A 15528-nucleotide genomic window follows, 5' to 3' on the forward strand; every position below is an offset into this window, starting at 1 on the left:
ATAACGCGCCTAGTATTGCAGCAGGCAATTCGAGGGGGCTCGAACAGTCGTGAATGTACGTTCACAGGACGGCGCGCTCGGCGACCTGAGCTTCCAGGCCGGCCCGCAAGCACACAGGACATCCAACATCGTGGCTGATTCCGCAGTTCAGGAATTGCGTGTCGCCGGCCGCGAGCGGCTGATCGTCGTCGAGGACGATCCGGTGACGCGGACGATGCTGGTCGGCTATTTCAGCGAAAACAATTTCGACGTGGTCGGCGCCGGCTCCTGCGCCGAATGCCGCCAGGCGCTGCGGACGCGGACCGATCTCGTCTTTCTCGACGTGCAGCTGCCCGACGGTGACGGCTTCGATCTCGCCAAGGAGATCCAGGCGACCAGCAACGCGGGCATCATCTTCGTCACCCGCCGCGACACCGACGTCGATCGCATCCTCGGCCTCGAGATCGCGGGCGACCACTACGTCACCAAGCCGATCAATTTGCGCGACCTGCTCGCGCGCGCGCGAAGCGTGCTGCGGCGGCGCTCGATCGACCGCAAGGCGGCGCGCAACCATAATTCGATCGCCTTCGGCGACTGGATCATCGACCTGACGCGGCGCGAGCTGCTCGGCAGCGACGGCAAGCCGGTGGCGCTGACACGCGCCGAATTCGACCTGCTCGCGGCGCTCGTCGGTGCCGACGGCAGACCGCTCAGCCGCGACTATCTGATCGAGGTGGTCAGCAATCGCCAGGCCGAGGTCGATATCCGCACTGTCGATGCCTTGGTGGCGAGGCTGCGCCGCAAGCTGGTCGGCAGCGGCACGCCCGTCATCACCACAGTCACCGGCGTCGGCTACAAGCTCGCGCTGAGCGAGCGGCTCTAGACTCGGGCGCAGCACGAAATGGTGCCGGCTGCGCCGTCGGGTTCAGCCACTGAAACCGACCAGGAACCGAATCGCGAGAAAGGCCGACAAGGCCACTGCGCCGGTCGCGACGATTGCAAACAAAACTCTCAAACTATTGTGCATGATCTCTATTCAGGTTCGGTTTCAAAGTTCGGTTTCAAAAATGTCGTTCGTCCAACCGCTGGTCGTCTCAAGGCAGCAATTCTAATTCGATTGGCGTGATGCGACCCGTTTCCACTTGGCTTCGACGCGCGCCTTGATGAGGCGCACCCGGGCTTCCTGTGCTGCCCAATAGGCCCTGCTCGCGACCGCCGTGCCTTGACGGTAACGCGCGTAAACGTCCTTCGGCTGTGCCGTTCCCTTTTGATTGTGCGCCGACCTCTGATTGTGCGCTGACTTCGAGACGGTGGGTGTCGGTGCTGGCGCCGGTGCCACATCTGGGACGGCCGCAGCCTGGTTTCCCACATTCGTCGAGTTCATCGAGGCAAGACGATTGCGGGCGCGATTACAATAAACCTGGGAGCGCGGGGTCATGGACTCCTCGTCATGACCGGCTCGATATTTCATCAGGGCTCGGCAAAGGTCCCCGCCTGCCAGGCGCCATGCGCGGCTCAGATAGAGAACGCCGTAGTGAATGTTGATGTCGGGCTCTGCGAGCTCTGCGTTATGTCCCCGGAATCCGAGCATCGCTGCCGTTTCGGCCCGAACCTGCATGAGGCCGATCTCGCCGACGGCGCCAATGGTGGCCGGATTGTATCCGCTTTCAACGAAGACGACGGCCTCCGCGATGTCCGCGGGCAGATCGGTCTTGGCCGTTTCTCTTTCGATGATTTTTCGGATTGCCGCCCGCGAGGCCGGCGTCTCTCCAGCGCCGAGATCTGCATCGCGAGCGCCCGCCGCCAACGCCGGTTCCACGTCGTTCTGGGCGTGCACGGAGGTGGATGCCAACCAAAGCACAGCGATCGCAACGTGTGTCCACGCTGCGCGGGCATTGATGTGTGTTCGATCCCGCAGCATGGACACGTATTATATCTTTCGAGTTAACAACCGATTTTCTGACGGCCCGGGGGGCGGCCCGGCTCGGACGGCGCGAGCGGCCGGCGGCGCAATGAAGCTATCGCGACCGCGAGCTCTGGTCGGTTGATATGCTTGGCGCAGCCCCGGTCAATTTGTCGTCGACCGCATAGAGCGTGCAGGTGGGCGACCATTTTGTGCAGGCGCCAAGTGAATCGCGTTGGGCGTCGTCGGCCGTTGCGCGCCCCGAACGCCAGCCGTAACCGCCGTTCGGCGACACCGCAAAAGCCTTGTGCGGCATCGTGCTGGTAAGATAGCGCGCGAACTCGGCGCGCGCGGCCTCGCTGAGCTGGCCCGGCGGCGGGAGCGGATCGGGCGGGCTCAGGATGTCGTGGCCGAGACCTCGCTCGCGCAGGAAGGCGTCGAGATACGGCGTCCATTGCGGACGGCTCACGACCGAATAGAGATAGTGGCCATCGTCGCCAAAGGGCGGCGCTGCGATGAATTTCGCGTTGCCGCCATTGGCGCGAAATCCGTCATGGAGGCGGCGCGCGAGTTCGGGACCGAAGTAGGAATCGTTGCTGGCATAGACCCACAGCATCGGCGCGCGCGAAGTTTTGCCGAACGTGGCGAAGGCCTGCACCAGCCCAATCGGATTGCAGACGTCGTCGTCGTCGCGCGAGCCGCGCCCGCCGGCAAAGCTGATTGCGGCGACGAGAACCCGCTGGTGCCTGCGCGGTCAACGCGACGGTGGCGAACCCACCGGCGGAATGGCCGACAGCGATCATGCCTGATGTGGTGACGTCGGCCCTGCGCGCCATCGCCTCGATCGCCGCGCGTAAATCAGCCACCGCGACCGCCGCGGCCGGCAGATAAGCGGCATTGACGCAGCCCCCGACGCTGTCGACGCGCCCACCGGGCGAGGTGCCGTAGCCGCGCCGCATCACGATCAGCGCGGCAAAGCCGCGCCGGGCATATTCGAGAGCGATGCCGTAATATTTGTGCGCGGACATCGTCGCCCGATCGTCGAAACTGCGCGGCGAGCCGTGGCTGAGCAGTGCGAGCGGATAGCGCTTGGTCCCGGCCGGCCGAACCAGGAACGCCTCCAGCCCCTGCGGTCCGGCCTCGGCCATCGGGATACGCAAATCCTCGGTGTAGAACTCCGCGGCCATCGCATCGGGCGCGATGCCAGCGGTCGCAAGCCCGGCCATCAGAACAACCAAAAGCCTCTGAAACAGCGTCATGCCCCGACTCGAATAGCCCCGATCGAAAGACCATAGCATGATCTCAGGAACGGCCGCCCCCTCGCGCGTGTTGTGCTCTTGGCGGGGGCTTGGCCGATGCTATGGTATCGCGCAATTCTACGATAGGACGAGGTATACCCAGTGGCTGATGTTCATCCCGCGGCGGGCAAGCAGGCTTCGCCGGACGTGCTCACCAACGTTCCGCGGCTGGTGACAGCCTATTTCGCCGGCAAGCCTGATGTCGCCGATCCCGCGCAGCGGGTGGCGTTCGGCACCTCCGGCCATCGCGGCACCTCGTTCAAGACCAGCTTCAACGAAGGCCATATCCTCGCGACTACGCAGGCAATTTGCGATTACCGACGTGAAAAGGGGCTGACCGGCCCGCTCTTTATCGGCATCGACACCCATGCGCTGGCCGAGCCGGCGCTGGTCAGCGCCGTCGAGGTGTTCGCGGCCAACGGCGTCGACGTCATGATCGACAAGGACGGCGGCTACACGCCGACGCCGGTGATCTCCCACGCGATCCTGACCTATAACAAGGGCCGCAGCTCGGGCCTCGCGGATGGAGTCGTCGTCACGCCGTCGCACAATCCGCCCGAGGACGGCGGCTACAAATACAATCCGCCGCATGGCGGACCGGCCGACACCGACGCGACCTCCGTGGTCGAGAAGCGCGCCAATGCCTATCTTGCCGACGGCCTGAAGGGCGTGAACCGCATCGACTACGCCAGGGCGCGCAAATCCGCGAACGTCCACGGCTATGACTACGTCACACCCTACGTCGCCGATCTCGGCAACGTGGTCGATCTCGACCTGGTCAAATCCGCCGGCGTCAATATCGGCATCGATCCGCTCGGCGGCGCCGCCGTGCATTACTGGCATCCGATCATCGAGCGCTACGGCCTGAAGGCCACGGTCGTGAACGAGGCGATCGACCCGACGTTCCGCTTCATGACGGTGGACTGGGACGGCAAGATCCGCATGGACTGCTCCTCGCCTTACGCGATGGCGAGCCTGATCGCGATGCGAGACCGCTTCGACGTCGCCTTCGCCAACGACACCGACGCGGACCGCCATGGCATCGTGACGCGCACCGGCGGCCTGATGAATCCGAACCATTATCTTGCGACCGCGATCTCCTATCTGTTCGCGCACCGCCCGAACTGGGGCAAGGACGCCGCGATCGGCAAGACCGTGGTGTCGAGCTCGATCATCGACCGCGTCGCGAAAAAACTCGGCCGCAAGCTGGTCGAGACGCCGGTCGGCTTCAAATGGTTCGTCGATGGCCTCCTCACGGGCGGCTTCGGCTTCGGCGGCGAGGAGAGTGCAGGCGCCTCGTTCCTCCGCCGCGACGGCACGGTGTGGACGACCGACAAGGACGGCATCATCCTCGGCCTGCTCGCGGCCGAGATCATGGCCAAGACCGGCCGCGATCCGAGCCAGCTCTTCAACGACCTCACCGCCGAGTTCGGCGTGCCCCATTACGCGCGCATCGACGTTGCCGCGACCCCGCCGCAGAAAAACATCCTGAAGTCCGTCACGCCCGAGCAGCTTGGCCTGAAGGATCTCGCCGGCGATCCCGTCCGCGCCACGCTGAGCAAGGCGCCCGGCAACGGCCAGCCGTTCGGTGGCATCAAGGTCGAAACCGATTTCGGCTGGTTCGCCGCCAGGCCGTCGGGCACCGAGGACGTCTACAAGATCTACGCGGAGAGTTTTCGCAGCCCCGAGCACCTGAAGGCGATTCAGCAGGAGGCTCAGGCAGGATTGGCGAAGGTATTCGGGGCGTAGTCGTCGAGCCAAGCGCCGCTGCCACTGCTCCTCCAAGGGAGGACTCGCCGCATCAACAGGTGTCATCACCCGCGAGAGCGGGTGATCCAGTACGCCGTGGCGCCAGTTGAGTGAACCAATGACCGGCGCGGCGTACTGGATTCCGCCTTCGCGGGGAATGACGGCGGAGAAGATGTGTATACACGATTAGATATAAAGGTATTATAATACGTCTTATCTGCCCTTGAACGATTCCATTCCTCTGCTATTGTATACATAACGTATTCAAAAGCTTTGGGAGTGAGACCGGTGACAAAACCCTTCCCGATGAACGCCTGGTATGCCGCCGCCTGGGACGCCGACGTCAAGCCGGCACTGCTGCCGCGGACGATCTGCGGCAAGCACGTCGTGATGTACCGCAAGGCCGATGGCTCGGTCGCCGCGCTCGAGGATGCCTGCTGGCACCGCCTGGTGCCGCTGTCCAAGGGCCGGCTCGACGGCGACACCGTCGTCTGCGGCTATCACGGCCTGAAGTACAATGCGCAAGGGCGCTGCACCTTCATGCCCTCGCAGGAGACCATCAACCCGTCGGCCTGCGTGCGCGCCTATCCCGTGGTCGAGCGTCACCGCTACATCTGGCTCTGGATGGGCGATCCCGCGCTGGCCGATCCCGCGCTGGTGCCGGACCTGCACTGGAATCACGACCCGGCCTGGGCTGGCGACGGCAAGACCATCCACGTCAATTGCGACTACCGCCTCGTGCTCGACAATCTCATGGACCTCACCCACGAGACATTCGTGCACGGCTCGTCCATCGGCAACGAGGCGGTCGCGGAGGCGCCGTTCGACGTCACCCATGGCGAGAAGACGGTGACGGTGACGCGCTGGATGCGCGGCATCGAGGCGCCGCCGTTCTGGGCCAAGCAGCTCGGCAAGTCCGGTCTCGTCGATCGCTGGCAGATCATCCGCTTCGAGGCGCCGTGCACCATTGCGATCGACGTCGGCGTGGCGCCGACCGGCACCGGCGCGCCCGAAGGCGACCGCTCGCGGGGCGTCAACGGCTTCGTGCTCAACACTATCACCCCGGAGACCGAGAAGACCTGCCACTATTTCTGGGCCTTCGTGCGCAATTATCAGCTCGGCGAGCAGCGCATCACCACCGAGATCCGCGAGGGCGTCTCCGGCATCTTCCACGAGGACGAGCTCATCCTCGAGGCGCAGCAGCGCGCGATGGACGAGAACCCTGATCGCATCTTCTACAATCTCAACATCGACGCCGGCGCGATGTGGACGCGCAAGCTGATCGACAAGATGGTGGCGAAGGAAAACCCGCCGCAGCACCTTCAGGCCGCGGAGTAAGCCGACATGGCCGAGCGCGAGGTCGACCGCTCCGTCTCGCAGACCGTGAAGGCGCAGCTCGCGCTGCGCGACCAGCTCCTGTCGGGCTTACTGCGCCCCGGCGAGCGCATCTCCGAGCTCCAGGCGGTGGAGACGACCGGCGCCTCGCGCACCCCGGTGCGCATGGCGCTGGTGCGGCTGGAGGAGGAGGGTCTCTTGGAGGCGATTCCCTCCGGCGGCTTCATGGTGAAGGCGTTCTCCGAGCGCGACATCTCTGATTCCATCGAGCTGCGAGGCACGCTGGAAGGGCTCGCCGCGCGCTTTGCCGCCGAGCGCGGCGTCTCCGCGCGCGAGCTCGAGCCGCTGAAGGAGTGCCTGGCCGCGATCGACGAGTTGCTGCGCCAGGTGCCGATCTCGGTCGACGCCTTCTCGTCCTATGTCACGCTGAACGCGCGCTTCCACGCTCTGCTCACGGAATTGTCGCGTAGCCCGCCGCTGATCCGGCAGATCGATCGCGCCTCGGCGCTGCCGTTTGCGTCCCCGAGCGGTTTCGTGATGGCGCAGTCGGCGCTGCCCGAGGCACAGCAAATCCTGGTCATCGGGCAGGAGCACCACCGCGTCGTGATCGACGCGATCGAGAACCGCGAAGGCGCCCGCGCCGAAGCGATCATGCGCGAGCATGCGCGGCTCGCGGTGCGCAATTTGCGGCTCGCACTGCGCAACCGGACCCATCTCGACCTCTTGCCGGCGCTTGCGCTGATCAAGTCCGCAACCGATTGAGGGCAGTCACCATGCGCTTCATCGAAACCTGGATTCCGGCCACGCTCGTCTCGACGCGCGATCTCGCGCCCGGCATCCGCGAATTCCTGATCCGGCCGGATCAGTTCGACGGCGCCGCCTATCCGGTCGGCAGCCACATCAATATCAGCGTTACCATCGACGGGCAGCCCGAGACGCGGTCCTATTCTCTGGTCGGGGAAGCCTCGTCGCAGGGTTTAAGGATCGCGGTGCGCCGCGCCGAGGACTCGCGTGGCGGCTCGCGCTATATGTGGTCGTTGCGGCCGGGCGCGCGGCTCGACATCACGACGCCCGCCTCGCTACTCGCGGTCGATTGGGCACGCCAAAATTACTGCCTGATCGCTGGCGGCATCGGCATCACCCCGATCCTCGGCGCCGCGCAGGCGCTGGCGAAGCGCGGCGCCGATGTCACGCTGCATTACGCGGTGCGCTCGCGCACCGAGGCCGCCTATCTTGACGATCTCGCCGCAACGCTTGGTGATCGCCTGGTCGTTCACGCCAGCGATGAGGGCAAGCGGCTCGATCTCGACTCCCTGTTCGCCTCGGTGCCCAAGGACACGCTGGCGCTGTTCTGCGGCCCGATGCGGATGCTGGATGCCGCGCGCCACGCCTGGATCCGCGCCGGCCATCCGCTTCCCGATCTCCGCTACGAGACGTTCGGCTCCAGCGGCACGCTGCCGACCGAGACATTTCGCGTGCGTCTGAAAGGCTCCGATGTCGAGCTGGAGATCCCGCGCGAGCGCTCGATGCTTGATGTCCTCAACGCCAGCGGCCACGACGTGATGTACGATTGCAAGCGCGGCGAATGCGGCCTGTGCGCCATCGACGTTGTCGCCGTCGACGGCGAGATCGACCACCGCGACGTCTTCTTCAGCGACCATCAGAAGCAAAGCAACCAGAAGATCTGCGCCTGCGTTTCGCGCGCGCGGGGCACCATCACGGTTGACACACTGCTGCGAGCGGATGCGGTCTGAGGGGTAGGGCGTCTCCTCATACGCTTACCCCACGAAGGCAGGCCTTGTCCGCCCTGCCTTCTGGGGCCGGCAGGTTCAGTTCGCCCTAGCCGGATGGCTAGAGGCCAAGAAGAGACCTCGCTCGGGCAAAGAAGCCAAACATCTCCAGCGTAAGCAACTCTTGGTCGAGCCGAGACTGCGTCATCGCCGTAATACTAATATCCCCCGCTGTTACCATTCTGTCACGGATTTGGACGCTGCTTGTGCCCTAGTATTGGATGCCCGTCGTAACTTAAGGTTCCGCGGTTCGCGGGGCGCTTTGCAGTAGCCCGCCACTGGTTGCAATGCCGCCCAGAGGTTTGCAATGAGATCAAACAAATCGGGAAGCAGCGTCATCAACTATGCGGCAGCGGTGGCTGCTCTCGTGCTTTGCGCTGATGTTTCGCATGCCGACCAGGGCGGTAGCTCATTCTGGTTTCCGGGTCAGTTTGCGAGTCTCGCCGCCATGCAGCAGACACCGGGCTGGGCGCTCAGTGTGATCGATTATCATTCCAGCGTCGCCGCCGCTGGGAGTGCTGCTGCAGCCAAAGAGATCCTGGCCGGCAAAATTCCCGCGAACGTCAATGTTAATTTGAATCTGAGTCTGAGCGGGCGGGCCGATCTGGTCGCCCTTACGCCATCGTATACATTCGCGACGGCGGTGCTTGGCGGTCAGTTGGTCGTAGGCATATCGGGCCAGTACGGCAGAGCCGCCACCAGTATCGCCGGAACGCTGACTGCGATAGCCGGACCGATTGTGGTGACGCGCACCGGAATGCTGGAAGGATCGCTTACCTCCTACGGCGACCTCGCACCGTTCGCGGAACTGCTATGGAACCATGGCGTCGACAATTACATAGCTTACGTCACGGGCAATGTTCCCGTCGGCGACTATGATCCGACGCGGATTCCCAATATCGGGCTCGGGCACGGCGCGATCGACATTGGGGGCGGCTATACCTATTTCGACCCGGCGGCAGGAAACGAAATCTCGGGCGTCGCCGGCCTGACCTACAATTTCAGGAATCCCGACACCCAGTACCGGAGCGGCATCGATTTCCACTTCGACTGGGGCGCATCGCACTACCTGACGAAGCAGCTTTTCGTCGGCATTGTCGGATACGCCTACCAGCAAATTACCGACGATTCCGGCCAGAACCCGATCCTCGGTAGTTTCAGGTCACGCGTTTTCGGTGTCGGTCCGCAAATCGGGTACAGCTTCCCGGTCGCAGACATGCAGGGCTTCCTTGGTCTGAGGGGATACGGCGAATTCGGTGCAGCCAACCGTCCGTCAGGATGGAATACCTGGCTGACGTTCACCATTTCCCCGTCCGCGCCTGCCGCCATAGCACCCACGACGCATCTGGTTGCGAAATAAACCTCGTGCCAACCGGACGTCGTCTGCGATCGGCCGGTGTCAAATGGGTCAATCGCATCACTTTGGCCGTATGCCGGCCGTTTCTGCTCGCCTACGCCGCGTAGGTCGCCCGCAACTTCTTCGGATCAAGCAGCGCTCGAACCTGATCCGCCGACACCGGCCGGCTGATGAGATAGCCCTGCACCTCGTCGCAACTAATCTGGCGGAGATATTCGAGCTGGTCGGCGGTCTCGACGCCTTCCGCGACCACGCCGATGCGCAGGTCGCGCGCCAGCCCAATCACCGATTTCACGATTGCGGCGCAGTCCGGCTGCACCAGCATGTCGCGGATAAAGGACTGGTCGATCTTGATGCGGCTGAACGGCAGCTTGCGCAGGTAAGTCAGCGAGGAGAAACCCGTTCCGAAATCGTCGAGCGCCACGGTGACGCCGAGCTCCAGCAGCGCGTTCAGGACCGACGCGGCGGAGCCGTATTTCGACAACAGCATCGATTCCGTGATCTCGATCTCCAGGCGGTGCGGGGCGACCTTTGCGTCCGCAAGCGCCTGCACGATGATCTGGAGCAGGCCGTTGTTGTGAAACTGCGCGGCCGAGAAATTCACGGCGACCCTGATCTCTTCGGGCCATTCGGCAACCGTCGCGCAGGCGCGACGGACGACCCATTCGCCCGGTTTCCTCGGCGATCGGGATGAACTCGCTCGGCGGCACCAGCCCGCGCTGGGGATGCTGCCAGCGCAGCAGTGCCTCGAACCCGGTGATGCGGTTGCCGTCGAGGTCGAGAAAGGGCTGGAACACCAGGAACAGCTCGTCCCTGGCGATGGCGCCTTCCAGATCCGATTGCAGCGCCTTGCGGTCGCGGGACGAGCGGTCGTCGGCTTGCTCGAAGAAGCACACCGTGCCCGGCCCGGCCTTCTTGGCGCGGTAGAGCGCGGCGTCGGCGTTCTTCATGATGTCGAGTTGCGTGCTGCCGTCGCGCGGCGCCAGCACGATGCCGACGCTGGTCGCGCCGACGATCTCGCGGCCCTCGATCCGAAACGGTTCGTCGAAGGCCGCAACGAAGCGTTCGGCGATTTCGAGCGCATCCTCGGGGCGCGCCAGATTGGCCATCACCAGGGCGAACTCGTCGCCGCCGATGCGTGCGACATGCTCGGCCGCGCGGGTGCAGCGTTGCAGGCGGCTCGCGATCTGGACCAGAAACTCGTCACCGGCGGGATGGCCGAACTTGTCGTTGACCTCCTTGAAACCATCGAGATCGAGCAGAAGCACCGCGGACTCCTCGCCGGAGAGGCTGAGCCGCTTCAAGGCTGCATCGAGCGTTTCGTTGAAGGCGACGCGATTGGGCAGATGGGTCAGCGGGTCCTGCCGCACCGAACGCTCGGCCTCGATCTGCCGCATCACGCGCCGTGCGAACGCGAATGAATTGACGAACACGCCGCGCAACAACACGCTTCCGTAGACCACGACGAGAAAGGCGATCAGCAGGAAGGCGAGGTCGCCGTTCCTGCCGAGGCAGATCGCGATCCCCAGGAAAATGGGCGCCGTGAAGGCGATGGCCGCGATCGGGATCGTGGCGAAGGCAAGCGCGCCGCCGGCCAGCATTCCCGAGCAGAGGCAGGTGATGACGAGCTGCCCGCCGGTCGAGGCGCCTGCAAAGAACGCGGCCGGGACGATGCCCCAGGCGGCGCCGAGGAGAAGGGCATTGCGAACGAGCCGGTGCATGGCGCGGCGCGAGACGAATTGCGGCTTGGTGATGCGGCGCGCGGCGTGGGATTGCAGACCGAAGCCGATGGCAGCGCCGGCCACGGCGAGGGCCCAGATCAGCGCGAAAATCCGGTCGGGCGACTGCCACAGCGCGATCGCCAGCACCGCGGCGTTGCAGGCATTGGCCAGCATGATGCCGACGGAATAGCCGAGCACCAGCGACATCTGTTCGGCGCGGATATGGCCGGTGACGGCTTCGTCGGTTACAGGACCGCCAAAGGCCGACAGATCGCCAGCGAACAGCCGCGCGAAATAGCTGGTCGTTTGAGTCCGCATTTCCAGAGCCTAGCAGCATGGGCCGCTTGTCCGGCCCGGTCAGGAGAATTCGCTGCGAACCTTTGACGAACTATGAATTATCCCCATTGGCACGGCGCGCCGCGACCACTTCTGCGTGTCCAACCCGCGATATCGATAACAAATCGATACAAATGCGGAGCGCCGGCGTTACCGCGGTCGCGGACCTCGGGACCCTGAGGCTTTCACAGGGGGCCGGCTTAGCTGCCGTCGCAGCGCAGATTTCATGGGCACCAAAGCCCGCCTATCAGTTGTGATGGCCAGGGCGCCGCTAGACCTCGTCAGAAACTGCGAGATCCGGCGGCGCCATCTCACAGCTTGTTTCGGTTCTTGCTCGCTCCCTTCAATTTTGGAGCGTCCGAAGTCGATTTCGCCCAATCTGCCATTTGCATGCAGGTAAGCAGGTCGACATAGCTGTCACTGCCGCCAGCCGTCGCTTCGCCTTCGCATCGGTTTCGAAGGTTGTCGGAATTCGTGAGCCAAACGGAATGAAGTTGTTGCAGCGCGGAGTTTTCGTCGCGCATGCAATCATCGTAGGACTGCGCCAGATCGAGGCCCATCGCCTTGTCAGTGGCTACGGTTGCCTTGCAGGTGGCCTCGACATTGAGTTGAGGGACGCGTTCGCTGACTGGAATTGTTGTTTGGCCGCCTATCATCGCCAAGGTCAGCAATACAATCTTCATGCAGAACTCCCCGGTTGAGATCTCACTGAAGCAATTTCATCAGGCGACAACCGAGCGGGCATCATATTGATCTGAATCAAGGCGAACGAAGGAGACTGTCTCTCAGTATTGCGCGAGTAAACACACCAACCAGCATCGAGACAGTTTTCGGACAACCAGCTCGATCGCGCGAGCAAGAACACGAGCCAGATCGTGATAGTAGTGGGGTATTGAAGACGCAGACGATCCCTGCTGGCTCAAACGTTCAGGTTGTGCTAAAGCAAAAATTCTAGAGGGCCCGTATTGCGCACGCAACCGAAGAGGCCCCTCAAGCGACGTAAGTTCGACCAGGCTTTATAGCTCTGTTTCTAGCAATCTGTTTCGAGTTCTGCAGACGCCGTTCGGCGTTTGATGCAGTCGGTGACACACGTTCTCTTGCAAGCAATAGGCACCCCTCGCGTCGGATCGAGAATGCTTCAATCAATACCGCCGCGAGCGGCGTGAACGCATCTGACATCGGCTTTGCTGCCATTCTTCTCTTCGTGCTGAATTCCCGCGGCGCCACACTGCAAGGCAATACGCTGAGACCTTCAATGCTCAGACCCTCGAACGCGGTCATTCCGACGGTACAAAGTGAATTGAACGAAGTCGCAAATCAGAGGTCACCAAATCAGAAGAGGAGGATTCGACATGTTTCGAGGAATTCTGACGCTGACAATTTCTCTTTGCCTTGGTGCGGCGGCCGTGCCTGCCGCGCAGGCGCAGGGCACTGCACCGGCCATCACCGAACAAGAGGCGCATGCCATCGCAGTGGATGCCTATGTCTACTTCTACTCGCTAATGTCGATGGACATCTCGAGAAAGCAATTCACCAACGGCACGACCGATTTCAGAGGTCCGATGAATACCTTTGTCAACGTGCCGGAATACCCCCCGGCCAATTTCAAGGGCGTGGTGCGGTCGAACTTCGACACGCTGTATTCCGTCTCCTGGCTGAACATGACCAAGGAGCCCGTCGTCATCTCCGCACCAGATACAAGTGAGCGCTACTATCTGCTGCCGATGCTCGACATGTGGACCGATGTCTTCGCGTCGCCCGGCTGGCGAACGACGGGCACCAAGGCAGGCACGTTCCTGATCACGCCCCCGGGCTGGCGGCCCGATCTGCGCGACAGGTTCGCGGAAGAATTCAAGCTTCCGAGCGACACCCTGCGCATCGAGGCTCCGACGCCCTATGTCTGGGTGATCGGCCGCACCAAGACGGATGGCCCGCCCGATTACGATGCCGTCCATAAGATCCAGGCCGGTTACAAGGTCACGCTGCTTTCCGAGTACGGCAAGACACCCAAGCCGGTCGAGTTCAAGCCGGACCCAAGCGTCGACATGAAGACGCCGCCGAAGGTCCAGGTCGATACCATGTCGGCCGGGGTGTACTTCGCCAGCGCCGCAGAACTGCTCAAGCTTCACCCGCCGCACGCTACCGATGAGCCGATCATTGCGCAGATGAAGAAAATCGGCATCGAGCCCGGCAAGAGCTTTGACATCGGCAAGCTCGATCCGGTGTTGCAGCGGGCGCTGGAGACCGCCCCGCACGACGGCCAGAAGCTGATGGCTTGGAAAGTGCCGACAGTGGCGCGGGTCGCAAATGGCTGGTCGATGAACACCGATACGATGGGTGTCTACGGCAACTACTATTTGAAGCGGGCCATCGTCGCCCAACTTGGCCTGGGCGCGAACCTGCCTGAGGATGCCATCTATCCGCTCAATCTCGGCGACGAGACCGGCAAGCCGCTGGATGGAGCCAACAAGTACACAATTACGTTCGAAAAGGGCGCGGCTCCGCCGGTCAACGCCTTCTGGTCGATCACGCTATACGACCCGGAAGGTTTCCAGGTCGGCAATGCGCTCAACCGTTTTGCCGTGAGCAGCTGGATGCCGTTCAAGTACAACGCGGACGGGTCGCTCGATATATTCTTCCAGAATGATAGTCCGGGCAAGGACAAGGATGCGAACTGGCTTCCGGCGCCGAAGGGAGCCTTTAATCTGACCATGCGCCTCTATAGCCCGAAGTCCGATGCGCTGACCGGAAAGTGGAATCCTCCGCCGGTCGTGAGGATGCAGGCCGAAACGGTGGGCTTGGCTCAATAAACTTGATTTGAGCGCCGGCGCTTTGGCGCCGGCGTTCGACCGCATGAGCACAATGGCGATGCGGCTCAACTGGCCCAGGACCGAAGCACCGTCGATCCTGCGTTCGGGCGAAGGGATGGTAGCCGCCGGGTGTGAAGCCGGTCTCGTAGAGACAGTCCGCGGCTCAGCGTCCCAATTGTTTGGGGTCGTAATAAAACCGTTCTTCGATCAACTGATCGCCACGCCATGTCTGCCAGGCAATCTCATCCAACGTTCGGATGATGCCCTCGGCGTTGGTGAAGCTGAAGGTCCAGCGCGTGGCAACATGATCGCCTTCGATCAGGCTCGGCCCGATGCGCACCGCCTTGACCTCCTTGAAGGCTGCCAGCACGCCGCGCTCCTTGGCCGCGAGCTTGTCGCGTCCGACGAGGGGTTCGGCCTGGTTTTCACAGGTGGCAGCGTCCGGCGTGTAGTAGTCGAGGATCGCCCCGACGAAATCCCCGTCCTCCAATCGTTTGGCGAAAGCTTCGACGACATCACGGCTCGGCATGGCGCACCTCATGAGTAAAACCGACTGATAGTCGGTAAATACCGACCGACGGTCGAAAAGTCAACTGGCTGTCCTCGTCCGTTTCGACTACAGCAGACCCATGGCCAAACAGGCGGAGCGGCGCGCAGCGACATCGGAGGCGATCCTGACGGCGGCGCGCCGCCTGTTCGGGACGCAAGGCTTTGTCGCGACGACTATGGACGAGATCGCCGAAGCCGCCCACGTCGCCAAGGGCGCGGTCTATCATCACTTCAAGACCAAGGAGGCGGTGTTCGAAGCGGTGTTCGACCAGGTCTCGCGCGATCTCGTCGCCGAGATCGACAGCACGGCCCGTGCCGAGAAGGACGTGCTTGCCGCGATGGTCGCAGGCACCCAGCATTATTTCGCCGCGACCGCCAAGGGCCCGACCGGCCAGATCATCCTGCGCGACGGCCCGGCCGTGCTCGGCTGGGAGCGCTGGCGCGAGATCGACGCCAGACATTTCGGCGGCAAGCTGCCGCGTGCGATTGCGGCGGCGATGGAGGCTGGCCTGATCGCGCGGCAGCCGGCCGAGCCGCTGGCCCGGCTGCTGCTCGGCGCGGTCACGGAAGCGGCGGTCGCCTGCGCCGGACGCGCCGATATCGCAAGGGCGGGTGCGGAATATGCCCGTGCGTTCAGGTCGCTGGTCGAGGCGCTGCGCGTCGCTGCATGATCGTGCTAAGTGATGATCGGAAACGCCCCC

At 63.2% G+C, this 15528-nt stretch carries 11 protein-coding genes and 2 pseudogenes; 8 read left to right on the forward strand and 5 right to left on the reverse strand.

Translation table 11 applies throughout. The features are described 5' to 3' along the window. Positions 1-49: 49 nt before the first annotated feature. Entirely contained in the window at positions 50-862 is an 813-nt protein-coding gene (locus tag AC0L27_RS30440) for a response regulator (RefSeq protein ID WP_473301816.1), read from the forward strand. A 225-nt stretch (positions 863-1087) separates the two neighbouring features. Here AC0L27_RS30440 and AC0L27_RS30445 read toward each other — a convergent pair whose 3' ends face one another. Both AC0L27_RS30445 and AC0L27_RS30450 read right to left on the reverse strand, forming a co-directional pair. Then, on the reverse strand, positions 1088-1900 hold the full coding sequence (locus tag AC0L27_RS30445; protein ID WP_473301919.1) for a transglycosylase SLT domain-containing protein: 813 nt from the start codon (positions 1898-1900) through the stop codon (positions 1088-1090). A gap of 97 nt (positions 1901-1997) precedes the next feature. Further along, positions 1998-3141: pseudogene (locus AC0L27_RS30450) on the reverse strand (alpha/beta hydrolase family protein). A 141-nt stretch (positions 3142-3282) separates the two neighbouring features. Here AC0L27_RS30450 and pgm point away from each other — a divergent pair. The 5 genes from pgm (at position 3283) to AC0L27_RS30475 (ending at position 9414) form a co-directional block, all read left to right on the forward strand. Continuing rightward, positions 3283-4929, forward strand: coding sequence for a phosphoglucomutase (alpha-D-glucose-1,6-bisphosphate-dependent) (gene pgm / locus AC0L27_RS30455; RefSeq protein ID WP_473321417.1), 1647 nt, complete (start codon positions 3283-3285; stop codon positions 4927-4929). A 288-nt stretch (positions 4930-5217) separates the two neighbouring features. Further along, positions 5218-6267, forward strand: coding sequence for an aromatic ring-hydroxylating dioxygenase subunit alpha (locus AC0L27_RS30460; protein ID WP_275171433.1), 1050 nt, complete (start codon positions 5218-5220; stop codon positions 6265-6267). Positions 6268-6273: 6 nt separating this feature from the next. Then, positions 6274-7026: a GntR family transcriptional regulator gene (locus AC0L27_RS30465; protein WP_473321418.1), complete on the forward strand. Its 753-nt coding sequence runs from the start codon at positions 6274-6276 to the stop codon at positions 7024-7026. 11 nt (positions 7027-7037) lie between these two features. Continuing rightward, positions 7038-8018, forward strand: coding sequence for a PDR/VanB family oxidoreductase (locus AC0L27_RS30470; protein WP_354211852.1), 981 nt, complete (start codon positions 7038-7040; stop codon positions 8016-8018). A 343-nt stretch (positions 8019-8361) separates the two neighbouring features. Then, positions 8362-9414, forward strand: coding sequence for a SphA family protein (locus AC0L27_RS30475; RefSeq protein ID WP_354211850.1), 1053 nt, complete (start codon positions 8362-8364; stop codon positions 9412-9414). A 91-nt stretch (positions 9415-9505) separates the two neighbouring features. On the opposite strand, the pseudogene AC0L27_RS30480 reads toward AC0L27_RS30475, so the two are convergent. After that, positions 9506-11450, reverse strand: a pseudogene (locus AC0L27_RS30480) (putative bifunctional diguanylate cyclase/phosphodiesterase). Between the two features lie 329 nt (positions 11451-11779). Further along, positions 11780-12151 (reverse strand): hypothetical protein, encoded by a 372-nt coding sequence (locus AC0L27_RS30485; protein WP_354209177.1) that lies wholly within the window; start codon positions 12149-12151, stop codon positions 11780-11782. A gap of 669 nt (positions 12152-12820) precedes the next feature. Here AC0L27_RS30485 and AC0L27_RS30490 point away from each other — a divergent pair. Continuing rightward, a complete protein-coding gene (locus AC0L27_RS30490; protein ID WP_354256369.1) occupies positions 12821-14278 on the forward strand; it encodes a DUF1254 domain-containing protein in 1458 nt (485 codons plus the stop codon). 163 nt (positions 14279-14441) lie between these two features. Here the strand turns inward: AC0L27_RS30490 and AC0L27_RS30495 are convergent, their stop codons facing one another. Next, entirely contained in the window at positions 14442-14807 is a 366-nt protein-coding gene (locus AC0L27_RS30495) for a nuclear transport factor 2 family protein (RefSeq protein ID WP_354209175.1), read from the reverse strand. A 100-nt stretch (positions 14808-14907) separates the two neighbouring features. Between AC0L27_RS30495 and AC0L27_RS30500 the strand changes: the two genes are divergently transcribed. Next, positions 14908-15498, forward strand: coding sequence for a TetR/AcrR family transcriptional regulator (locus AC0L27_RS30500; RefSeq protein ID WP_354209174.1), 591 nt, complete (start codon positions 14908-14910; stop codon positions 15496-15498). Positions 15499-15528 lie beyond the last annotated feature (30 nt).

The organism is Bradyrhizobium sp. Ken51 (assembly GCF_055807435.1).